Genomic DNA, 20,538 nt, shown 5'->3' on the forward strand with positions numbered 1-20,538 from the left:
TCGACAACCCGTTCGGCACGAGGTTGTCACCCATGTCTTAGGTACAAACTGTTACCCATGTCTCCGGGCCGTACAGTGAATGAATGGTCGGAGTGGAGAGATTCGAACTCCCGACCCTCTGGTCCCAAACCAGATGCGCTACCAGGCTGCGCTACACTCCGAGTCCTTGCGGGCTATAGGGTTCCGGGCTTTGGAAGGCAACCCCCGAAACGACAAAAACGGAACGAACGCAATACAGTGACAGGGAGTTGCACGAAAAGTCCACCAAAAGTCCCACGGCTGTTCATCGCGCTCCTCATGGATAGAAAAATGAAGTAGCCGCGCCTTGTCGCCCTCTGGCGCTACCGGCTCGCGTTCAACTAGTCGGCGGCGCGTCAACCGGCGGCGGTGCTTGGAACATCAACCGCTTCGCCAGCAAGAAAGCTGCTTGAATTGAGCGATCCACCAACGAGACCATCCTCAGAATTCTGCATCTTGTTCTCGAAATCCGCGCGACCGACAACCTGGAAAAGGCTTAGCTAGCCAATCGCAAACACCCCTCGGGCAGCCAATAGCTTGTGCTTTTCAAAGATCGCTAGCTTCTGCGGGTAAGTGATCCGCACCTTGGCGTTGCACCCGTCACATCTGAAGTGCGCGATCGTTTTTAGCGCAGAGCCCTTCCTTACCGCCGGATGCGAGCAATCCGGACATTCGAATGTGAGCGCAACATCAGACAAGTCTTCGGCTAAGCCCATTTCCGTCCCCTTCGCAAGCGCTGTGGCTGGCGAGACTCAATTAGCAATTCAGATGTAGCAATTCAGATGCCAATCCATTGTCCCAAAGCGAGACGAGAACGATTTGCTTTGGGATTGGCCAAGCGCCTTGGGCGCCCGACACAACGTGCTCGTCGGCAGCTCCCGCTAAGAGCTGATTACCGCGGCCCGAGTCCTTGCGGGCTATAGGTTGCGGGCTTGGCTGCGCAACCCCTTGAAAAGACGAGAACGGAACAAACGGTAGGCCCGAGCCGAGAGCGGGGCCGGAAATGCAGCCAGCCGGGTCGCAACGGTTTCGCAGCGCCGTCTCGGCGCCCAGGTTCCTGTCCGGTCAGACCTTCACCAGGCGGCTGTCGCATACATGAAGGCGACGCCGGCCGCCAGCCCACCCAGGACCGGCGGCGTGAAGAAGGCATCGAGACCCTTCTGGCTGCGGCGCATCAGATAGGCGCCGACCTCGACGATGACCTGCAGGATCGTCCCGGCGCCGATGGCAAGCGCCAGCGCCGACCATTGCGGCGCATAGGCCAGGCTGCCGAGCCACATGCCGAGAACCGCAGGCCCGCCGGCTAGCAAGGTCAGGCCGGCGAACGTCCACAGCGGTGGCCGCTCCTTGTTAGTTCTGCGTTGTAGCAAACTGCTCAGGCTGATTGAGGGGATGGGTTCTTTTGCCGTGAACCCTCGCGCGATCATCGTCGGTGGCCCGCCGTACCGAAGGGGTACGGCAGGCAGCGGCCTTGCCGCCGGCGGCATTGCGCAGTAATGACGGGAATACAGCGGCGGTGCCGCTTGCACGTAGCAACGAGGTGTCCATGTCCGCGCGCATTTTCAGCCCAGCCAAAACCGCGATGCAGTCCGGCAAGGCCAAGACCGGCCACTGGGTGCTGGAATTCGATCCCGAGATGCGCAAGAAAATCGATCCGCTGATGGGCTATACCACGTCGGGTGACATGCGGAGCCAGATCAGGCTCACCTTCGATACCCGGGAAGAGGCGGTGGCCTATGCGGAGAAAGAGGGGCTGGCCTACCGTGTCGAGGAGCCGAAGGAATCCAAGCGCCGCCAGATTTCCTATGCGGAAAATTTCCGCTATGACCGCAGGACGCCCTGGACACATTGACCGGCAAATGCCGGGCAGCCGTCCCAGCGCATAACTCAGCCGGCCCTTGGCGTCGGCCCAGCGGTCCCGTAGCTCAGCTGGATAGAGCACCGGCCTTCTAAGCCGATGGTCACAGGTTCGAATCCTGTCGGGATCGCCAAGTTTTCAGTTATCTGATTGAAAATACTCGATATTACCGAAATGGCGCCCTCACTGGCAGCGCATTATCGACCTTTGATTCCGTTGAGCAATCCCGGTCTTGCCCCGCACCTTTCGATCCTGAAATTACCCGCTCTAAGGTTCAGATCTTGCATGCTAGATCTGCGCTAGACTTGCTCCAAGAGCAGCGCCGGGCAACCTTGGAAGGCGCGGGGATGATGCCAGACCGCTCGGAGGTCAATCACTAGTGCCCGCCTCGAGACTCCAAAGCGCTGTTGCGAGATACAATAATAGTTTGGATCCATAAAAATGGCTCAGCAACGTCAGGGTGCGTTGCCGGGCCAGTAATCAACTTCGTAATTGCACGGAATCGAGGGAGTTCTGGGAAAACTTGCAAGAAAAATGCGCGAACAGCGCGCAGATAGAACCATCATGCGTAAGCGCATTTTTTTCATAGCCAGCCCTCCGTTTGGGCCGATCGTCGGGAACATGACCGACGTTGCATCTCCCTCAAGGGCATGAGGTATATCTAACTCCCCACCGTCGAGCTCGTGTTGGAATGGCACGGACATGGTGTGGGAGAGGAGCTTGGCAAAAAGCACAAGCGCGCGACACGGGGTTTTCAGGACCACTCCGACTATGCCGCTGCCGTCATGAGCCCGAAAGAGCTGCGAATAGGGAAGAACAGGCCGACCGCATGACCCCGGCCTTCCGAAAGGTGCTTCCGGTCCAGAATGCCTTGTCTTGGCAAATGTTTGTCCCTGGTAGGGCGAACTATGCCTGCCGTCGAAGACGGCTCTTTCCAGATCCAAGACAAACAGTCCGCGGTGATGCACAACATAAGAGGTGCTGAGCGAAGCGAAGAGCCGAAGGCCGCCAAAGGCGTTTCACCTCGACTCGTAAAGACTATGCAAGCGCTGTCATGACGTGCGGCAGTCGTTCAACAGATGATTGGCTATCGGACTACCTTGAAGGAGTTCCGGAAGTCTTCGCTCATGCCGGCGCGCTTCGGCGGATAGCAGAGGCCTTTTTCGCGCAACGCGCCGACTATATGGTGATGCCGCGCCGAGCGGGCGTCATCGTAAAGAATTTCCTCGTCTGGGCATGAGCCGATCCAGCCCTCGAATGCCTTGGCAGCTTCACGCCCATATGCGGCCGCGAGGCCGATGGCAACGTGGGAAGCAATCTGGTTGATCTGATCACGATCCATCTTGCCGCCCCTCGCAACGCATTGGTCGGACGACAGCCGGCGCAGCTGGACGAAGGCCTTCCGAATGCCGATTGCCGCCTCTGTCTCGGCAAAGCTCATTCCGTCGGCTCGGCACTGGCGGCGGAACTTGAGCGCGGCATCTTCAGCGGTTTCCGGGATAAGGCCGATCACCACCACAATGGCGATCACTGCGAGCACGATCATCGGGCCAAATGTGAGCATAGATGGTCCCCTGGTTCAGTTCTCGGGATAGTGTAGGGCCGCACCTTGGTCTCGTCAACAAATAACACTTTGAAAATAAAAGAGAAACCGGCGCAGCTATTCCCCCTCTCTAGGGGGCTGAGGGAATCAAAAGGCGCCAGCTTTTTTTGCCGCCAAGACCGGGTAGTAGGGGGGTCGAGTTAATTTTTGCGAACTCGAGGATCCCGGACCGTCTGCTGAGCCATTTTCGCGAGACTCCAGGGAAAGAATTTTTTGCCGCCGGGGGTGCCGCACCGGGCCACCGTGTTTCGCGTGCCTCCTCCCAGGGTGCGCTTGGCGCCAGCCAGTCGCGGCGGCTGAAAAAGTCGACCTGTTAGCTGCCAGTCCGCTTGCGGCCAAATCCGATCATTCCCGAGCACCAGGCTGAGATGACCGCTCCTGGCGCAAAGTGGACTTAGCGTGCGACGGCATGGTTGTGGTCGTCATTGGACAGGCAAGCGAAACGCAAAACTGCCCGCAGCAGGGCCGGTGCTATCGTATTGATATTGCTGGCGTCAAACCTGGGGATTTTTGGGGCTAATCCACAGCTTCGAAGAATGATCGGCTTTCAGAGAGCAATTTGCACGCTCGGGGCGCTGCGGCACTCCCCAGCCGTTGGCCACACACCCTGCAAACGCAGGGCTTCAGAGCGCCTGCCAGCGGAGCAGAGAATTGTTTGGACTTTGACGGTGGTAGAGGGAGAGGACCTGAAATCCAACCTTCTCCACGAACTGCGATCACCTTCGTAGTTGGGGTGTTCTGCTGATGCTGTTCAGTCGACCTGTTCAATCTGTGGACCTGGGTCAACCGGCGGAGCCGGCGTGCAATCTTGCCCCTTGCATTCCTCGACAGGGTCATCAGCTGGTGGAAGGCAGTTTTGGCCCTCGCAATGAACTGCCGGCTCTGGCGCTTCTTCGTGGTTAGGCAGAACAAGCTGATCCTCAGCGCGAACGGCCGGCATTGCTACGCTGATCATGCCCGTGCACAAGAGCGCAATCCCAAGCAATTTCATTTTCGCCTCCCTGTCTGGCAGCGAGCTGTACCCTACACTTTCAAGCTGCGGCCGCATCCTCTAAGCCGCGAACGACGTTAACACCGGGTTTCAGTGCTGGCCTGAAGGGAGCAGGCCGAATGATGCCCGAGGGGGCCGCTGCGGAACTCATGAAGTGGACCAAGCGGGGACCCAAGTGGACGAAGGCGGTCGAAGCCTGCATGGCCTGCATTGAAGGTGAGGGCACACCCGAGGACGTAAGGAAGGCCTTCGAGATTGCTGCCAAGGAGGAGGGGTTGCTACGCTCCTCCTCTAATTAGGCTCCTTTGCGTGGGCGCTGTTGAACACCGGATGCCGCAGAGTCAGCTGCACTATTTGCGTGCGAGCACGACGTGAGCCTCTTGGGGGAACATCAGCTCCCCTCCAGTTGAATAGATTGCCAGCGAAGAACTTACATCACCCATGATCGCTGCGATGACTGCGTCGCGATGTCCGGCATCCATTCCGCTGACCAGCCCTGCCTGCGGAGTCGCTGCCAGCTGTAGTCGCACATATTCCTTTGACGAGGGGAATCGGATGTTCTGTGTCGTCGTGTGGATGGTCACCTGACGAAATCCCGCCCCGGCCACCAATCGGTAAAGCTCGTCTGCATCGGCGAGTGAATGCTCGGACCGTTTCGTTGCCGAAGCGCCTGGACCGAGGTGTCGATCCAAGGCATCCGCCAGCGCCTTTGCCGCAGGAGTGCGCTCAATAGCTCTGAAAACGCTTAAGGCCAGTCGGCCGTTAGGCACCAGAACCCGGAACATCTCACGTAGCGCACTCGATCGGTCCGGAAAAAACTGCAGTCCGAGTTGGCAAAGAACCAGATCGAAGGTGGCGTCAGGGAACGGCATTTCGAGCGCGCTTCCCTCGTGCCAGCCGATGAGCGGTCCAGCGCCTCTCGGGAGCGATCGAGCAACGGCAAGCATGCCCGTGTTGATGTCGAGGCCGACGACCTGCCCACTTCCCATACGCTCGGCCGCCAAGCGTGCCACCACGCCGGTGCCGCAAGCTACGTCCAGAACCCGCTCACCAGATAGAGGCGCGGCACGATCCACCAGGTCGGCAGCCCACAGGGCTGTGATTGCCGGGACCAGGTAGCGCTCGTAGAGTTCCGCGGCGCTGCCTTCCAGCTGCCACTGCTCCTGCTCGGCCATAGCGTTCCTTTCCGCACAACGAGCCGCTCGGCAAAAGGCTCGATCGGCGCTTTTAAGCAGCCATCATAAAGCGCGTGTCTGTCAAACAACCAACCGCGCGCCAACCGGCGGTTGGTAGACGCGACGCAGCCGGCGCGCATAGGATTTCTGCGCACCGGGCACACCACCCCCGCCCACCCCTCGTGCCTGGTGAACCGACTTGTTGCCCGCCGTGCCGAAAGGTGCGGCGGGCTTTTTTGCTGTCCGGGTGGAACCCGATCTGGCCACAAGCGTTCGGTGCGGCAACAAAGCGCCGTGCGTCAAAGTGGGAGGAACAATGCGGGAAAGGCAAGGCTTCACCGATAAAGAAAGACACGACAGGCAGGAGCGCACGTCGGATGCTGCAAGGGCATTCACAGACTTCGAGCGTGTGGCACGAGAAGCAAAGACGGCTCGGCTGCGGCAGCAACGACTAAAGGCCGAAACCGCTCTTCCTGCTGAATTGGCAGCGAAACCGAAGAGGAACCGAAAAGACAAAAGGTCTAGTAGGCAAGCGGGTTAGGCTTCTGCAGCATGTTCTCGCAGACATTGCTGTGGAGATCGCATTGCCCGATCAGCCGCGCTCTCCGGGCGAGGACGCGGGTTCCCTTTTCGGCCTGGCGCTAAGTGCGACTAGCTCCAGGCACCTCGTCGAGGAGATTTGGACCTTTGCTCACAGGCATTTGGCCGTCGGGAGTAAGCTTGTCCACCGCGTCGGGCAGTTCTCTTGTGAGCCGGTCGAGAAGTTCGTCGCGGGACAATCCGGTTTGCTCCGCGAGATCGCTCAACGTTTGCGGGTCGATGGCTTTCTCAACCTGATCGCGCTGAACGGGGCGATTTGATCCTGTACCGACCCAAGAATCAACTTGATCGCCCGCACCCGCATTCCTGAGACGGTCCAGGATATCGCCGAGGCCGCCGGGAGAGCCGGCGCTTTTGGGATCTGTCGAGTTCCCACCGGCGATTAACTCGCCGATCTTGTCCCTGTTCTTGTAGGCAAGCAGGCCTATGGCGACTTTTCCAATGTCAAGGCTCATTTCGCGTCTCCTTCCATGGAGGAGGGACAAGGCATGCGGCTTTGAAAGGTTCCACTGTGTTGCTACTGGGCTGGTTTACCGTTCGGTGAGCCGAGCGATTGCGGCTTCGCGGTCGGCTTCTGGCGGGACTTCAGCACGCGCCCCGCGGAGAATGATGGACGATCCGTGATGCCAATCGTCTCGATCGGTTCGGGCGCTTGAGCTTGCGCCAAATCCTCCCAACGAGGAACTCGACGGGTTCTCCGATCGTTGAATGCCTTTGATCGAGCCGCCGTCCTGCCGTCCACCTCGATACGCAAAACGGAATACGATCCGGAGCGTAGAACCCTCTCGGTGTGGTTCATGGCCAGCGGTTAAGGGCCGCTATTTCAACGACTACATCCGCAATCACTTCCGATACCGTGTGGTTACGACCGGCGATGATGCCGGATGACGTCCTATGGACCACGCCCGTCATTCAGGCTGGTGGCGACGCTATGAGTTGGTAGAAGACTCGTCCGACGACCCCGGCAAACGATCGCGAATGGCTTCCTCGGTTCGCTTTGCGGTCGATTCCACAACTTTGCCGACCTTGCCTGCTAGCGTGTCGGCATCTCCACCCGAGCCTTGCCGGTCGGCCTCTTCCTTGACCGTTTCGTAGGCCTCGGCGGCAACTTGCTTTGCTTGCTCCAGGCCCGTTTCGAGAACCTCCTCCGCACTGTCGCGAATTTTGTCGCGGTAGGCGCCAAGTTGCTCGTCCTCTGTGGCTGTGTGGGGCAGCATCACCCCGATAGCAGTGCCCAGCGCAAGGCCGACTGCGGCGATAGCCAGCGGTTCGCGCTCGAAGAGGTCCTGTGCCGATTGGCGCGTCCGAGCCGCTATCTCGCTGGCGCTTGAGCCGAGCTGTCCGGCGGTTTTTGTCATCCTCGCCTTGGCGCCCGTTGCAGCGTTTGCTGCAGCCTCGGCCGCGCCGCTTGCTGCTGATGTAACCGAACCGGCGGTATCGGAGAGCATCGCAGTGATTCCGGACCCTTCGTTGCCCTGGCTGAAATCATCGCCGCGCAAGTTAGAGAAAGCGTCGGGAGCCGTGCCTGTCCGATAGGCGGCGGCAGCTGAGTTGCTTGGCGACGTGCCGTTGCCAAGCATCAGCCAGGCCAGGCCGGCTCCAATCAACGTCAGCGGCAACGGGTTGTCCCTGACTTGCGACTTGAGGTTGCCAAGCATGGCGGATCCTTCGCCGGCGAACATTCCGGTAAATTCGTCGATCAATTGACCCGGTGTCATCTTGCTGCGGATCGAATCGGCGGTGTCTGCTACTTTCGCCCGGGCGATGTCGGCATCGCGTTCAAGCTCGGCTGCGGATTTGTCGCTCATCTGATTTGATCCTTGATCACGCGCGCGTCGCGCTTGAGTTGGTCTTGTGTGCGATCGGGCGTCAGCTCGGAAGGAGCCATGCTTTTCGTGCCAGAGCGCAAGAGAATGATTCCCAGTATCGCGACGACGATCCCGACCAGCAGCGAGGACCATCCCGCTCCCAAGCCGGCACTCGCCAGGGCGATTACGAGTGCTTGCAAAAGCACTATCAAGGCCGCGAGAAGGCATATCGCGCCGCCCAGAACCTCGGCGGCGCCTGTGCCGGCCTTGCTAATTTTTTCCGAAATTTCGGCCCGCAACAGCCTACTTTCGGTTTGAAGCAGGGTTGTGACCTGCTGTGCCAGATCGCTGACGAGGGTTGCGAGGCCGCGACTTTCCTGATTGTTGGTCATGGGTTCTGCTCCAGGCTTGCGCCTGCCCAGTCGTCGCCGGCCAGATCATCGCCGGCCAAGTCATCGTCGCGCTGGCTGGAGCGGGCCGGCGTCGGGTCGGATGCCTCTGCCGATCGCGTAGCGGACTCATCCGAGTTCGAAGCCGTTTCTGAATCCCTGTGTGTTTGCGATCGACTCTGTGTCTCGGCCCGGGCAGATGGCGGCGAGCTCTTGATAAACCGCCCCAGCGCCAAGCCTGCCAATACTGAACCGGCGATCAGCGCTCCTGAGTTTTCGCGGCCGAACGACCGCATCTCGCCAAGAACATCTTCGAATGGTTTGTCCTTCAACGAAGATGAAAAGCGTTCAAGTGCGCCGGCGGCATCAAGGGTGAACTTTGAAGCGGTCCGTTGATCATTATTGGCCAGATGCTCGCTTGCCGCTCGCAACGCTCCGCTAAAGGCCTTTAGGTTGGAGCTGATATCGCGCTGTGTTCCCTCGGCTTTGTTGAATATTTCCTGCTTCGCTTCCGAAGCGTAATCGCCCGCCTTCCTGGTGAGTTCATCGCGAGCGTCATGTAGCGCCTCTGTCGCGGTGTGCGTTTCCTGCTGGAACCGCTCGGACAGTTCGCTTTTGGCTGTTTCGAAATCGGCCGGCTTACGGCCCTGATCGTCTTCGCGCTGCATGGTATCTCCTAATGGAATCCGAGGAAGGAGAGGATCGCAAGCACTACGACGACGAGGCCGATGAGATAGATGACATTGTTCATGGTGGCAATCTCCTCCATTGCCTAACGAACTTGCCTGCGGCAAACAGGTTCCATCATTTGGAGCTAAATTAGCAATAGCGCATCAGGCCGGCGAGCCTGTGGACTCTCTTGGAATTCGCACACGCCGTATGGGCGGCCGTGCGGCGCCTCCGCGTTCGGATTTCAAGGGCTCATGGTCAGGAAGTATAATGAAGCACTACGCCTAGGTCACATTAAGATCAAAGCTCACCGGAAGACCGTGGTCTATTGCACGACTAGCGATCATGTTCGCTAGGTCGGAATCAGAGACCGAACATGCCGGAACAATCTGTTTGAGCGCTTTAACGGCGAGCCCCGTCGATATGAAACTATGCCGCCGCCTCCGAACATCTACATACTGTTCGATGAGGTTTTCGAGTTCACGCATGTGCAATCCTTTTTGGACGTCAACTGTGCCAGTTGAACCCAGCTTTAATCCATCCGGAGCAAGGGCTCATTCACATTGTTTAATGGACGAGAATCTTGATGCCGCATTGGCGCGCTGGCGCGTCTTGGCCGAGGCGGTCACCGCGGTTCGTGAAAGAGATTTAGGTAGGTCGCATCAAAGTCGGCCAGTAATGCCAATCGCTGGAAATCCAGGATAACAATCCTCCTGTCTTTCCAGCTAACCAGGTCCTTCGCTCGAAGTTCCTGCAGCGTCCGATTCACGTGAACTACCGATAGACCAAGCACGTCGCCCAATTCCGCTTGCGTCAGTGGAATCGCGAACGTCTGGTCAGAGGCCAATCCAACTATTTCTAAGCGGACATACAACTCGCAAATTACATGTGCGAGATGCTGTTTGGCGGAGCGACGCCCGAGACAGGTTATCCAAGTTCGTTGGATTGAGGCATCGATAGTGGTTGAAAGCCAGAGCATCCGGGTGAGATGTGGACTTCCACCCATTGCTGTGAGCAGGTCTTTGTGTCGAATGAAAACTACATCGCACGAGCCCAGGGCGCTCACGCTGTGATCCATCACTTTGAGCAGTAAACTATGCAGATCGACAAAGTCTCCCGGCACGTGAATTGCCGTTATTTGACGCTTACCTTCTCGAATAGCCTGGTTTCGAACTGCGAAACCATTCGCAATAAGACAGCTTTCGGCGGGGCGGGAACCCTCCCTGACAATCTCCTCATCGGGTCCGAAAGTTACCGGCCGGACCGGAAGAGCCTCAATAAGCGTGATTTCGTCTCGCGGCAGGGTGTCGCGGCGGTCGAGCATGCGAACTAAAAGGTCTTTGCCGAACATCGCAGTCCCTGACCAGATCAGGAATCGAGTTCCAGCGGCTCGTGCCCCGGCTGATCGTGCCAGATGACGCGCCGCAGGTCCCGAGCATCTACAACTTGGTCGCCTGTCGGGCACAGATAGAAATGGTCGCTTTCATGCTCGACCTCTTCGCTATGCAGCTTGCCTGTAATGGGCGGCCCTAGTTGTGAAAGGTTGGTCATTGTTCGAGAATCGTTCTTTTTTGAGTCACGGCGTTCCGAGCCTCTGAGCCTCCCGACACAGGGTCTCGCGATCATTACCGTGCTTGCCAAAAAGGTCGCGGATCCTGCGGTATTGAGAGGCCGAACTTAATGGCGAAATAGCAGAACTCATATTTTTCGTCACCCGCGACGCGGTTTCCGCCCCAGAACCTCTATTGCACTTGTCGTCGGCCATTTTGATTTCCTCCCTGGCTGGCCTTCAGATCAAGCGCAACGCGGATCAGCAACATTTGTTGCCGCCTCCCATTAGAATCACGTTGTGTTCCGTCTAGCTAATATATACCGCCGACCCAGACTCGATCAGGTGGGCAAACCTGTGAGTGCCGCGCCGGCCGGCTCGAGTTCATTCCGCCGATGCCTACCTGGTAGCCAAGCCGCCCCAAGGTGACGACTGGATTCACGAGGCCCAGTTCGACAGCCACCGCTCGCAGATCGTTATGAGCCGCAAGTTTTGAGTTGCGTCTGCACGAGTAATTGCCTGGGGTGAGTTCGGGTAATTGCCATGTGCAGGGTCCGCGATTTCGCCCAGCTTCAACTGTCAGGAGGCGATGGAGCCTGGCTTTCAAGCGATGGTCGATTGCATGCTAGAGGCCGGCTGGACGCGCCGAGAGAGGCGCAGCTCGCGATCGCCCATGCCATAATCCGCGCCGGCCGGTCGCGCTAAGTTAAACGCAGTCAGCCGACTGCCGCGAATGGCCGACATGGTGGAAAGCTGGCGTATTCTCATTGGTCGCTCGAACAAGCCATTGAGGGGTCGTGGGCAGGGCAGTGTTGCTATTAAATCAACTCGTCGCATGGGATTGGCGCAGTGTTTCTGCAGTCGGCGGATGTTTATTTGTGAGCGCAGGTCTGCACCTGCATCCTTTGGCGCTATTACACGTTTGCCCCGCGAAGAAGATGCTCTGGGCCGGTAGCCATGTCGAAGAAAACAACCGACGATGCTTACGAAGTTCAAGTGCAACTTGAGCGGCGGGCCGGACGGGAGGGCCGCGGGCGCGATGCCGAATGGCCGTCAGAGATTCCCAGCCGCGGCTGGAAGGACGTGCTGTGGCGGCTCTTTGCTGAGGTAACCGAGGACCGTGTTATGCTGATTGCGGCCGGGGCCGCATTCTATCTGCTCCTTGCCCTCTTTCCAGCGCTTGCCGCGTTCGTGTCCATCTACGGTTTCGTCGCCGATCCTCAGACCATCGCTGAGCACATTGCGTTCCTTGGCGGCGTACTGCCTTCGGGCGGTCTGGATATTATCAGATCTCAGCTTGCGTCCTTGGCCGCTCAGAAGACTGGCGCGCTTAGCTTCGGCTTCATCTTCGGCCTTGCCGTCGCACTGTGGAGCGCCAGTAACGGCATCAAGACGCTATTCGAAGCCATGAACATCGCCTACGAGGAGAGTGAAAAGCGCGGCTTTATCTATCTGAATCTCCTGGCCTTGGGCTTCACACTTGGCGCCATCCTCATCGGTATTGGGTTTATCGTCTCGGTGGGGATCGTGCCGGCCATGCTTGCGCTGCTGAACCTCGGCGGCTGGACCGAAGCCCTTGTGCGGATCTTTCGGTGGCCGATGATGCTGATCATGGTCGGCCTCGGGATTATGCTGATCTATCGCTACGGCCCCAGCCGCGAAAGGGCAAAGTGGCAATGGGCGACATGGGGCGCCTTCCTCGCGGCTGTGGTCTGGATCGCAGTCTCGATAGGATTCTCCTATTATTTTGAAAACTTCGCCGACTACAACGCGACGTATGGAGCCCTGGGGGCAGTCATCGGCTTGATGATGTGGACCTGGATCTCCGTGATTGTCCTGATTGTGGGTGCGGAGCTGAATGCCGAGATGGAGCATCAGACTGCCAAGGACACCACCACAGGTGCGCAGCAGCCGATGGGTGCGCGAGGTGCCACGGTCGCCGACACGCTGGGCGGATCGGCCGATGCCGCCGACCAGCAGTCGCGGTCGGGCGAGCACAACACTTAGCGCGCAGATCACTTGGAATCTCCGCGCAACTTCGCTTGGCGCAATCACTGACATCAGCATTGGCGACGAGTTTGCAAGGACGGCTCATCATGGGCTATGGCAAGTCAGATCGCGAGCGTATGAATACCTTCAGGCGCAGTCCCCATCCTGCTCAGACCCCGCGGATGGCAAGCGCGACATCGGCGGAGAACGGCGGCACATCAAGCTTCAGCCAGCCGTCCGAATTCGCTTGCCATTCCGCTGTTTGCCTGCCGGCGTTGGTACCCCAGGCGATGACGCAATAGGTGCCGCGAGCCAACCCGGGCAGCTCCAAGGCAGCCGGAACCGGCACAGCGCCGGCACGAAACATACCGTTTCGCCCGATCGTGTCGCGGCGAACCAGCCAGACCACTGCCTGGGAATCGTCGCCGCAGGCGACAGTAAGTTAGCGGGTCGCCCGCCCAACCAGAAATATTTCAGCCGAAGGGGAACCTCACGGTCGCAGGCAAGTTCGGTACGCAATGTGAGGGAGATTGCGCCATCTCATCGGATGTATCGTTGTATCGTGCTTGCGATATTCTCCTTCCTCGGATTCCATTAGGAGAGACCATGCAGCGCGACGACGATCAACGAGGCTCGGCTTGAGAGCGCCAGTCTGTCATCCTGGGGTCGACCTCTGCTCACCGACAATACCTGGACTCGGCTCCGCTCACGCTCGCTTGGTCAACATTCGACGCTTGCACCCGTACCACTCAGGCGACGTGATGGCGGCCCGAATGAAATTGTGGTGGAGGTCGAAACTAGCAATGGCCGATCGCCTAGCGGGAGCGCTGGCGCGAGCCTTGGCCGACGGGTTGCACTTATGAGCAACGAGCCGGCGCGTCTGCCAGGCGAATATCCGTCCGAGTTTGCCAGTTTCTTCATGGCTGGCTTCGAATGTTCCTCGCATCGGCGCGGCGACGGAGTGCGCCTCGATTTGAATCGCGCAACCGCACACGACAAACATGCTCTCGGCGACTATCGCAGCTGTGCTGCCCTTGGGCTTCGCACGATCCGCGACGGCTTGCGCTGGCACCTGATTGAAACAGCGCCAGGAGTCTTCGACTGGTCGGGTTGGATCTCAATGATCGAAGCAGCCCACGCGGCGGGGGTGCAGGTCGTCTGGGATATCTTCCACTATGGCTCACCAGATCACGTAGACCAAGGCGCCCCAGACTTTACAGAAGCCTATGTCCGCTTCGCCGCTGAAGCTGTCCGGGTCCACCGCTCCGTCACGGGAGTAGCTCCCTTGGTGTGCCCGATCAATGAGATCTCATTTTTCGCATGGGCGATAGAGGTCGGCTATTTCCCACGCGTGGGGCCGAAGAAGCGGGGATGGTTCAAGCGACAGCTTGTGAGGGCAGCGGTTGCCGGCGTCAAGGCGATGCGCGATGCCGAACCTGATTGCCGGTTCATATGGGCTGAACCGCTAATTCATGTTGCGCCCCGTGACCATAGTCGTGCCGAGCAGCGGCGCGCGGAAAATGTTCGTCAGGGCCAGTTTGAAGCCTATGACATGCTGACGGGCCGTGCCGAGCCTGAATTGGGCGGCAGCGAGGACTGTGTCGACGTCATCGGACTTAACTTTTATCCGCACAACCAATGGTACTTTCAGGGGCCAACGATACCGATGGGCCACCACGAATATCGGGCGCTTTCCGAAATGTTGGTCGAAGTCGCAGAGCGCTACAGAAAGCCCATGTTCATCGCCGAGACAGGCGCTGAAGGATCAGGCCGGCCGGCATGGCTCCATTATGTGTGCGATGAGGTCCGTGACGCAATGAGCCGTGGTGCCCCGGTTCAGGGTATATGTCTGTACCCGGTGACCGCGTATCCCGGCTGGGACAATTTGCGCCACGCGGAAGTCGGCTTGTTCTCTACGATTCATGCCGACGGTTCGCGCAGTCTTCGCCAGCCGGTTGCCGATGAATTGGATCGCCAGCGCAGATTGTTCGCGGCAGGTGTTTCGTAGCGGTCGAAGAAGGAGCGGGCCACTTAGGTGGGGAACTGCTCCGAATGTTGGCCGAGCATCGTCCGCTGCGTAAGCATCTGCACGGTGCCGGTTGCCGGCAGGCTCTGTTGAATGCGCGCGAACGTCGCCAAAGCTTGACCGACGACCTGATCCATATTGTAGTAGCGGTACGTGGCTAGGCGCCCGACGAACCACACGTCGGAGCACGCCGCTGCCAGTGCTTCATAGCGTTTGTACAGCGCCTCGTTTTCCGCCCGCGGCACCGGGTAATAGGGATCGCCGATATCGGTTGGATATTCGTAAGTCAGGCTGGTCTTCGGGCTCTGCTGACCGGTCAGATGCTTGTACTCGGTAATGCGGGTATAGTTTTCCGTCTGCGGATAGTTAACAACGGCGACCGGCTGAAACTGCTCGCAATCAAGCGTCGCGTGTTCGAACCGCAGTGACCGATAAGGCAGACGACCAAGGCTCCAGTCGAAATATTCATCAATCGGCCCGGTGTGGATCATCCGCTGAAAGGGGATCTTGTCGCGAATTTCGCGATAATCGGTCTGCAGCATGATCTTGATCCTTGGGTTGTCCAGCATGCGCTGGAACATGCGTGTATACCCGCCAGCCGGCATATTCTGGAAAGTGTCGCCAAAGTAGCGATCATCGCGGTTGGTTCGGGTAGGGACCCGCGCAGTCACGGACTTGCTTAGTTGGGCCGGATCGACGCCCCACTGCTTCCTTGTATAGCCGCGAAAGAATTTTTCGTAGAGTTCTCTGCCAACGGTGCTCACAACCACGTCTTCGGCGGTTCGGACTTCCTCGACCGTTTCTCGCCGGGATGCGAAGAACTCCTCCAACTGCTCGGGCGTCAATTCAAGATCGTACAGGCGATTGATCGTGTCGAGGTTGATCGGTATCGGCAGCAGTTTTCCGTCGACCGAAGACAGTACGCGATGTTCGTAAGGCCTCCATTCGGTGAATTGCGAGAGATAGTCGATGATCGATCGGGCGTTGGTGTGGAATATATGCGGCCCATAGCGGTGGACCAGAATTCCCGCTTCGTCGTAACAGTCATAAGCGTTGCCGCCGATGTGATTTCGCCGGTCGATGAGCAGGACGCTTTCATGCCGTTGCGATGCGATGCGTTCGGCGAGCACGCTGCCAGCGAAGCCGGCGCCGACAATCAACCAATCGAACATGGTCAGGCTCCCCGGCGCAAAGGCACAATGCTTTTCATTGCATAGGCGCGCTGAATATGGGCAGCCATTGCTTCCCACGTTCGTTCCCAGGACATGTTAGCGAGGTAGGCATCGACTTCCTTCAGCAGGAAATTCCGGGGACGTGACAGAACGGACCGAAGCTTGGTTTCGATATCTTCGGCGTCGACGATGTCGACCAGGCCTTCAGCACCATAGGTGCGCACGACGTCCACAATCGCCGTGGAGACCACCGGCAGCCCGGCGGCCAGGAACTCAGGAGTTTTGGTCGGGCTGATATAGCGTGTCGCCTCATTGAGCGCGAAGGGCATCCAGCCGGCGCTCCAATGCCCGAGATAGCGAGGCAGGTCGGCGTAGGACTTGGCACCCAGCCAATGCAAGTTACTTGCGCGCGGCAGGCTTAGCGGGTCGATCTTGACCACCGGGCCGAGCATGACGAAATGCACTTCGGGCATTGCCGCAGCCGCCTGTGCGATCATTTCAACGTCGAGCCGTTCGTCGATCACGCCGAAGAAGCCCACTCTCGGTTGAGGTATGTCTGCCTGGTCTACAGGGTCATCGCCGGGCTCTCTTGCCTTGTGGAAATGCGCAACGTCGATGCTGCTGGGGAAGGGAAAAATCGACCTATGGAGGCTTCGTTTGGCCTCGTACAGACTCTGCCCGCCCGTGAACACGACATCAGCGCGCTGGAACAGCGCTTTTTCCATCTGCGTCAACTCTGCCGGTGCGTTCTTGAAGGCGGAGAGTTCATCCATGCAGTCGTAGACGCATACATCGCAGACTAGATGGTCACTGAAACGCAGCGCCATGGGCGTGTAGTACCATATAGTCAGCCGGTCATGCGGAGTTGAGTTGACGATCTGGTCGACGAACCTGCGCTGGATGGCGTCTGCCTTTGTTGCGGAAATGCCGACCGGAAGAACCGGGGTTACGATTGTGATCATTGCAGACGGATCGTTCACCCGCATCGAAGGATAGCGTGTTTCCTCGTAGACCGGCTCCTCAAAGTAAATTAGCTGCTGCTGTTTTGAGGCGTGCGTCAGAATATGCTGCGGGCGTTGGTGTACGAAATCCCACCTGAGGTGAGAAAAGCAAAGTAAAATAGACGATTTTAGGGGGATATTTGGTTTATTTTTTTTGCCGCCCGCTATTTTCATGTAAGAATCCCTTTAGTTATAGTTTACAATTCTCAGATTAACATATGTTAACCGAAGCTCGCTCCTGCTGAAGCCTTCATCCGTACATCTAACTTTCATTTGAGTAAGTTGTTCCACGGATTTTAATTGGCTGGAGCCGCCGAGCCGGCCACTAGCGCACTTGTTCGAAGAGAAGCGGCGCTGCTACCAACACCCGACGGACAGCGCCTCGGCCAAGGCGGGGGCCCTTGCAGCTTCAGATCTCGCCAAATGTGGCGCATTGCCACAGAACGGCTGAAATCCGCTCAGTCGTTCAACAACCATTCATGAGCGCAGGTATAAAAGTTAATGAGCTGCGCATGATTCGTTTTGGTCGCCACAAATGGCCCAACGCATGGGCCGATGAAGGCAGCCACCGTGAGAGAGCCGCAAGGAATGAAGTTTAACTTTGAAACCAACGTCTTTCCGTTGTTTCACCCGCAGTCCGTGGATGATCTGAAGGATCCTTGTCCGGTGTTCGACGGCACGCTTTGGCACGTCTTCGGTTCCAGCGGCACTGTCACGACCGAGAGCTGGAAAATACTACATGCCACGGCTCCGGACCTTTATGGGCCGTGGACTGAGCATGAGGCGCTCGACTTGGCGGTAACCGGATCGGGCATAGCGGCGCCCGGCGTCATCCATGAATGCGGCGTTTTCCACATGTTCATCCAGACCGAATTCATGAAGTCCGGCGGACGTTGCGAGCATGCGGTGTCCAATGATGGCTTTCATTGGGTGGTGCTGAATCCGGCGATATTGTCCCTGCCGGACACCGATGAGGACGGGATCTACGATCCCCATCCGGCGATCATCGGCGGCAAGCGCTACATCGTCTATTCAGGCATGCCTAAATTCACCAGGGTGCCGCAGCCTGACGTCTATCTGGCGCGCAGCCAATCCGATTCCTGGTTCGGGCCGTGGAAACGTCTCGGTAAGATATTGGACCATCTCGACGTTCCCCATCACAACGCGCGCGAGCATCCGGACTACGAATGGGGGATCGAGGGCGCCCAACTGGTCGAATTACCTGACGGTCGCGTGCTTCTCAACGCCACCTGCTTCCTTCCCGACGGTCCGCGCGGAAGTCGTCAGCGCGTATTCTTCGCCATCGCCGACGAGGTCCAGGGTCCCTACGTGTCGGTCGGCCCCGTGCTTGATCCTGGTGAGCCTGGGGAGAACGGCCATTCGACAGTGATGATCGACGGCGGGAAACTGACCTTGTTTTACCAGAGCAGACGTGAGGCAACGAACCATCGCTGGCGTTTCGGACTGGCTAGGTGCGACCTGGATCAGCAAGTCCTTTCACGAGTCGCCTAACAGGGACGACCAGCCCACTTCAGATAATCATCTTTGTAATCGGGTTGCTGCCGCGTCCTCAATCAATCCCGATCGGTGAGGCCAGGCGGCGTCACGATTGGCGGGAGACATCGTTCTCGCAGAGAATTCTTTTAGGTGGAAGGGCTGGTCTCGCCGCCGGCGACTTTGGCGAGCAGCATCCCCAAGGTCAGGCGCGCTCGTTCATGGCTGCGCCGACAAAAATATTCTCAAGAATCTCGATAGATAGAGACGCCAAGTATCAGAGCATCACGCGATCCCTCGATAGCGAAATGGCTGGCGGAGCGGGAAGTGAATTGAACCAGGGGTTGACCCACGAAGTCAGAGTGACGTGCAGCGAGACGTCTCAAAGGAACCTTTCCGGCGTTGCGAGCTTGTTGAGCATGCGTTTCACAACCCCGTGAACGACAACAAAAAAACGCTGGAACCAAAAGGAAATCCGCCATGGCGAAAGAAAAGACATTGGATGATCTCTTCCTCGATACGCTCAAAGATATCTATTACGCGGAAAAGAAGATCCTGAAGGCGCTTCCCAAGATGGCGCGCGCCGCCTCATCGGCCGATCTGAAGGCAGCCTTCGAGAAGCACAAGGACGAAACCGACGGTCATGTCGAGCGCCTGCAGCAGGTTTTCGAGCTCCTTGGCAAGCGGGCACAGGGCAAGACGTGTCCCGCGATCGACGGCATCATCGAGGAGGGCGAGGAGATTATGGAGGAGTTCAAGGGAACTCCCGCACTGGACGCCGGTCTGATCTCCGCTGCCCAGGCTGTCGAGCACTACGAGATCACCCGCTATGGCACGCTGAAGCGCTGGGCCGAGGTTTTGGGCATGAGCGACGCCGCCAAGCTGATCGAACAGACGCTCGGCGAAGAGTCTATGACAGACGAGGCGCTCACCGGATTGGCGGACGCCTCGGCCAACGAAATGGCCAAGGCCGCCTGATCACACACCAGCCACCCCAACTGTGTTGGGGTGGCTGTTTTACTTCCAACATCCGTTCTTTCGATAGGAGACAATCATGGGTCGAGGCATTCTACTCTGGCTGCTCGGAGTTCCTATTCCGATCATCATCCTTCTCGCGCTGTTCATGCGGTAGGAGGAATTCATGGCATCAACCATCCTGGGGACGGACGTCGCCGCGCCGGTCGAGTCCTCGTCATCCGCAGTCAACTGGGGACCGATCATCGCCGGCGCCTTCGCTGCCTCGAGCCTGACGTTCATCCTGATGCTTCTCGGGTCCGGCCTCGGGCTCACGATGGTGTCTCCATGGTCCAACGAGAGCGCCAGCGTGACGACCTTTGCCGTGTCCACCGCGATCTGGCTGGTCATCGTTCAATGGCTGTCATCGGGTCTGGGCGGCTATCTGACCGGGCGCCTTCGCACCAAATGGGTCGGCATTCACAGCGATGAGACCTTCTTCCGGGATACCGCACACGGCTTTATGGCTTGGGCACTCGCCACGCTGCTGGTTGTGTTCGTGCTCGGCTCGACCCTGTCCGCGGCAATCGGCACCGGCGCTCAGGCGGCCTCGACAGTGGCCTCGGGAGTAGCAATGGGTGCCTCGGCAGGCGCGACCGCAAACGCCGGGAGCGACGGAGGCAGCGACGCGACGTCGTATTTCGTCGATGCGCTGTTCCGCCCGACCGATCCTTCCAGGCTGGCGGCGCCGGGCGCGGAGGGCGATGCGACAGCAGCCGCACAAGCTTCCCGCATCCTCATTACGAGTGCGGCGGCCGGCGAAGTCTCGGCCGACGACAAGACTTATCTAGGCCAACTCGTGGCCGCTCGCACTGGCCTGTCGCAAGCGGATGCTACTGCCCGGGTTGATGCGGTGCTTGCTCAGGTCGAGGCGGCCAAAGTCCAAGCACAGGAAGCAGCCGACACAGCTAGAAAAGCCGGCGCCACCTTCGCGCTGGTTGGCGCGCTTTCTCTCATCATCGGTGCGTTCATCGCCAGCGCAGCGGCTGCGTTAGGCGGCAAGCAGCGTGACGACGAAGAAGACGCGCTCTATCTCACAGCTAGTCGAGGCTGAAGACCTCTACTCCCGGCCGACCCCGAGGGTCGGCCGGGCCTCCCCTCTCCCGCCGCGCTCCCGTGCGATTGTGCAGTGCAGCCACGCTATTGCTGCACGCGCGGTGCCCAGATTGCCGGCCCGTCCGG

General features: G+C 58.6%; 20 protein-coding genes and 2 tRNA genes. 8 read left to right on the forward strand and 14 right to left on the reverse strand.

What is annotated here, in order from left to right; all coding sequences use genetic code 11:
• Positions 1-84: 84 nt before the first annotated feature.
• Together AC0L14_RS24375 and AC0L14_RS24380 are read right to left on the reverse strand one after the other, a co-directional pair.
• Positions 85-161: transfer RNA gene (locus AC0L14_RS24375), tRNA-Pro, on the reverse strand.
• Positions 162-1,091: 930 nt separating this feature from the next.
• Positions 1,092-1,388 (reverse strand): hypothetical protein, encoded by a 297-nt coding sequence (locus tag AC0L14_RS24380; protein WP_473527996.1) that lies wholly within the window; start codon positions 1,386-1,388, stop codon positions 1,092-1,094.
• A 176-nt stretch (positions 1,389-1,564) separates the two neighbouring features.
• Between AC0L14_RS24380 and AC0L14_RS24385 the strand changes: the two genes are divergently transcribed.
• Together AC0L14_RS24385 and AC0L14_RS24390 are read left to right on the forward strand one after the other, a co-directional pair.
• Entirely contained in the window at positions 1,565-1,870 is a 306-nt protein-coding gene (locus tag AC0L14_RS24385) for an ETC complex I subunit (protein ID WP_027152615.1), read from the forward strand.
• Between the two features lie 62 nt (positions 1,871-1,932).
• Positions 1,933-2,009: transfer RNA gene (locus tag AC0L14_RS24390), tRNA-Arg, on the forward strand.
• A gap of 954 nt (positions 2,010-2,963) precedes the next feature.
• Here the strand turns inward: AC0L14_RS24390 and AC0L14_RS24395 are convergent.
• Positions 2,964-3,440 carry a hypothetical protein gene (locus AC0L14_RS24395; RefSeq protein ID WP_473750964.1) on the reverse strand — a complete coding sequence of 159 codons (477 nt, stop codon included), beginning with the start codon at positions 3,438-3,440 and terminating at the stop codon, positions 2,964-2,966.
• 1,179 nt (positions 3,441-4,619) lie between these two features.
• Here AC0L14_RS24395 and AC0L14_RS24400 point away from each other — a divergent pair.
• Complete coding sequence (locus tag AC0L14_RS24400) at positions 4,620-4,769, forward strand: DUF982 domain-containing protein (RefSeq protein WP_244602961.1); 150 nt, start codon at positions 4,620-4,622, stop codon at positions 4,767-4,769.
• 51 nt (positions 4,770-4,820) lie between these two features.
• On the opposite strand, the gene AC0L14_RS24405 is transcribed toward AC0L14_RS24400, so the two are convergent.
• From AC0L14_RS24405 to AC0L14_RS24440, 8 genes are all read right to left on the reverse strand, one after another.
• Positions 4,821-5,645: a methyltransferase domain-containing protein gene (locus AC0L14_RS24405; RefSeq protein WP_473750965.1), complete on the reverse strand. Its 825-nt coding sequence runs from the start codon at positions 5,643-5,645 to the stop codon at positions 4,821-4,823.
• A gap of 641 nt (positions 5,646-6,286) precedes the next feature.
• Positions 6,287-6,700, reverse strand: a complete 414-nt coding sequence (locus tag AC0L14_RS24410; protein WP_473750966.1) for a YidB family protein — start codon at positions 6,698-6,700, stop codon at positions 6,287-6,289.
• Between the two features lie 474 nt (positions 6,701-7,174).
• Positions 7,175-8,053: a hypothetical protein gene (locus tag AC0L14_RS24415; RefSeq protein ID WP_473750967.1), complete on the reverse strand. Its 879-nt coding sequence runs from the start codon at positions 8,051-8,053 to the stop codon at positions 7,175-7,177.
• Positions 8,050-8,445: a phage holin family protein gene (locus AC0L14_RS24420; protein ID WP_123150023.1), complete on the reverse strand. Its 396-nt coding sequence runs from the start codon at positions 8,443-8,445 to the stop codon at positions 8,050-8,052. Before AC0L14_RS24420 ends, AC0L14_RS24415 begins: the two co-directional genes overlap by 4 nt.
• Positions 8,442-9,110, reverse strand: coding sequence for a hypothetical protein (locus tag AC0L14_RS24425; RefSeq protein WP_473750968.1), 669 nt, complete (start codon positions 9,108-9,110; stop codon positions 8,442-8,444). The genes AC0L14_RS24420 and AC0L14_RS24425 overlap by 4 nt, the downstream gene beginning before the upstream one ends.
• Before the next feature lie 626 nt (positions 9,111-9,736).
• On the reverse strand, positions 9,737-10,462 hold the full coding sequence (locus AC0L14_RS24430; RefSeq protein WP_258122488.1) for a Crp/Fnr family transcriptional regulator: 726 nt from the start codon (positions 10,460-10,462) through the stop codon (positions 9,737-9,739).
• A 17-nt stretch (positions 10,463-10,479) separates the two neighbouring features.
• A complete protein-coding gene (locus AC0L14_RS24435) occupies positions 10,480-10,662 on the reverse strand; it encodes a hypothetical protein (protein WP_473529282.1) in 183 nt (60 codons plus the stop codon).
• Between the two features lie 25 nt (positions 10,663-10,687).
• Entirely contained in the window at positions 10,688-10,876 is a 189-nt protein-coding gene (locus tag AC0L14_RS24440) for a hypothetical protein (RefSeq protein WP_244602958.1), read from the reverse strand.
• Between the two features lie 741 nt (positions 10,877-11,617).
• On the opposite strand from AC0L14_RS24440, the gene AC0L14_RS24445 reads away from it, so the two are divergent.
• On the forward strand, positions 11,618-12,667 hold the full coding sequence (locus AC0L14_RS24445) for a YihY/virulence factor BrkB family protein (RefSeq protein ID WP_473750969.1): 1,050 nt from the start codon (positions 11,618-11,620) through the stop codon (positions 12,665-12,667).
• Positions 12,668-12,818: 151 nt separating this feature from the next.
• Here the strand turns inward: AC0L14_RS24445 and AC0L14_RS24450 are convergent, their stop codons facing one another.
• On the reverse strand, positions 12,819-13,016 hold the full coding sequence (locus AC0L14_RS24450; RefSeq protein ID WP_473750970.1) for a hypothetical protein: 198 nt from the start codon (positions 13,014-13,016) through the stop codon (positions 12,819-12,821).
• 492 nt (positions 13,017-13,508) lie between these two features.
• On the opposite strand from AC0L14_RS24450, the gene AC0L14_RS24455 reads away from it, so the two are divergent.
• Positions 13,509-14,657, forward strand: coding sequence for a glycoside hydrolase family 1 protein (locus AC0L14_RS24455; protein ID WP_077383379.1), 1,149 nt, complete (start codon positions 13,509-13,511; stop codon positions 14,655-14,657).
• A 23-nt stretch (positions 14,658-14,680) separates the two neighbouring features.
• Here the strand turns inward: AC0L14_RS24455 and glf are convergent, their stop codons facing one another.
• Together glf and AC0L14_RS24465 are read right to left on the reverse strand one after the other, a co-directional pair.
• Complete coding sequence (glf, locus tag AC0L14_RS24460; protein WP_473750971.1) at positions 14,681-15,847, reverse strand: UDP-galactopyranose mutase; 1,167 nt, start codon at positions 15,845-15,847, stop codon at positions 14,681-14,683.
• Positions 15,848-15,849: 2 nt separating this feature from the next.
• Positions 15,850-17,022 (reverse strand): glycosyltransferase family protein, encoded by a 1,173-nt coding sequence (locus AC0L14_RS24465; protein ID WP_077383383.1) that lies wholly within the window; start codon positions 17,020-17,022, stop codon positions 15,850-15,852.
• Positions 17,023-17,436: 414 nt separating this feature from the next.
• On the opposite strand from AC0L14_RS24465, the gene AC0L14_RS24470 reads away from it, so the two are divergent.
• The 3 genes from AC0L14_RS24470 (at position 17,437) to AC0L14_RS24480 (ending at position 20,410) form a co-directional block, all read left to right on the forward strand.
• Positions 17,437-18,360: a glycoside hydrolase family protein gene (locus AC0L14_RS24470; protein WP_077383561.1), complete on the forward strand. Its 924-nt coding sequence runs from the start codon at positions 17,437-17,439 to the stop codon at positions 18,358-18,360.
• A gap of 462 nt (positions 18,361-18,822) precedes the next feature.
• The gene (locus AC0L14_RS24475) at positions 18,823-19,320 is read left to right on the forward strand and encodes a YciE/YciF ferroxidase family protein (protein ID WP_027153941.1); all 498 of its coding nucleotides are present in this window, start codon (positions 18,823-18,825) and stop codon (positions 19,318-19,320) included.
• Between the two features lie 163 nt (positions 19,321-19,483).
• Positions 19,484-20,410 carry a hypothetical protein gene (locus AC0L14_RS24480; protein ID WP_123150016.1) on the forward strand — a complete coding sequence of 309 codons (927 nt, stop codon included), beginning with the start codon at positions 19,484-19,486 and terminating at the stop codon, positions 20,408-20,410.
• Positions 20,411-20,538: the final 128 nt, after the last annotated feature.

This window comes from Mesorhizobium sp. WSM4841 (assembly GCF_055811515.1).

Coding starts and splice junctions, on each gene's coding strand:
- AC0L14_RS24385 (WP_027152615.1), top strand. CDS start 1,565: ATGTCCGCGCGCATTTTCAGCCCAGCCAAAACCGCGATGCAGTCCGGC.
- AC0L14_RS24395 (WP_473750964.1), bottom strand. CDS start 3,440: ATGCTCACATTTGGCCCGATGATCGTGCTCGCAGTGATCGCCATTGTG.
- AC0L14_RS24400 (WP_244602961.1), top strand. CDS start 4,620: ATGAAGTGGACCAAGCGGGGACCCAAGTGGACGAAGGCGGTCGAAGCC.
- AC0L14_RS24405 (WP_473750965.1), bottom strand. CDS start 5,645: ATGGCCGAGCAGGAGCAGTGGCAGCTGGAAGGCAGCGCCGCGGAACTC.
- AC0L14_RS24410 (WP_473750966.1), bottom strand. CDS start 6,700: ATGAGCCTTGACATTGGAAAAGTCGCCATAGGCCTGCTTGCCTACAAG.
- AC0L14_RS24415 (WP_473750967.1), bottom strand. CDS start 8,053: ATGAGCGACAAATCCGCAGCCGAGCTTGAACGCGATGCCGACATCGCC.
- AC0L14_RS24420 (WP_123150023.1), bottom strand. CDS start 8,445: ATGACCAACAATCAGGAAAGTCGCGGCCTCGCAACCCTCGTCAGCGAT.
- AC0L14_RS24425 (WP_473750968.1), bottom strand. CDS start 9,110: ATGCAGCGCGAAGACGATCAGGGCCGTAAGCCGGCCGATTTCGAAACA.
- AC0L14_RS24430 (WP_258122488.1), bottom strand. CDS start 10,462: ATGTTCGGCAAAGACCTTTTAGTTCGCATGCTCGACCGCCGCGACACC.
- AC0L14_RS24435 (WP_473529282.1), bottom strand. CDS start 10,662: ATGACCAACCTTTCACAACTAGGGCCGCCCATTACAGGCAAGCTGCAT.
- AC0L14_RS24440 (WP_244602958.1), bottom strand. CDS start 10,876: ATGGCCGACGACAAGTGCAATAGAGGTTCTGGGGCGGAAACCGCGTCG.
- AC0L14_RS24445 (WP_473750969.1), top strand. CDS start 11,618: ATGTCGAAGAAAACAACCGACGATGCTTACGAAGTTCAAGTGCAACTT.
- AC0L14_RS24450 (WP_473750970.1), bottom strand. CDS start 13,016: ATGTTTCGTGCCGGCGCTGTGCCGGTTCCGGCTGCCTTGGAGCTGCCC.
- AC0L14_RS24455 (WP_077383379.1), top strand. CDS start 13,509: ATGAGCAACGAGCCGGCGCGTCTGCCAGGCGAATATCCGTCCGAGTTT.
- glf (WP_473750971.1), bottom strand. CDS start 15,847: ATGTTCGATTGGTTGATTGTCGGCGCCGGCTTCGCTGGCAGCGTGCTC.
- AC0L14_RS24465 (WP_077383383.1), bottom strand. CDS start 17,022: ATGAAAATAGCGGGCGGCAAAAAAAATAAACCAAATATCCCCCTAAAA.
- AC0L14_RS24470 (WP_077383561.1), top strand. CDS start 17,437: ATGAAGTTTAACTTTGAAACCAACGTCTTTCCGTTGTTTCACCCGCAG.
- AC0L14_RS24475 (WP_027153941.1), top strand. CDS start 18,823: ATGGCGAAAGAAAAGACATTGGATGATCTCTTCCTCGATACGCTCAAA.
- AC0L14_RS24480 (WP_123150016.1), top strand. CDS start 19,484: ATGGCATCAACCATCCTGGGGACGGACGTCGCCGCGCCGGTCGAGTCC.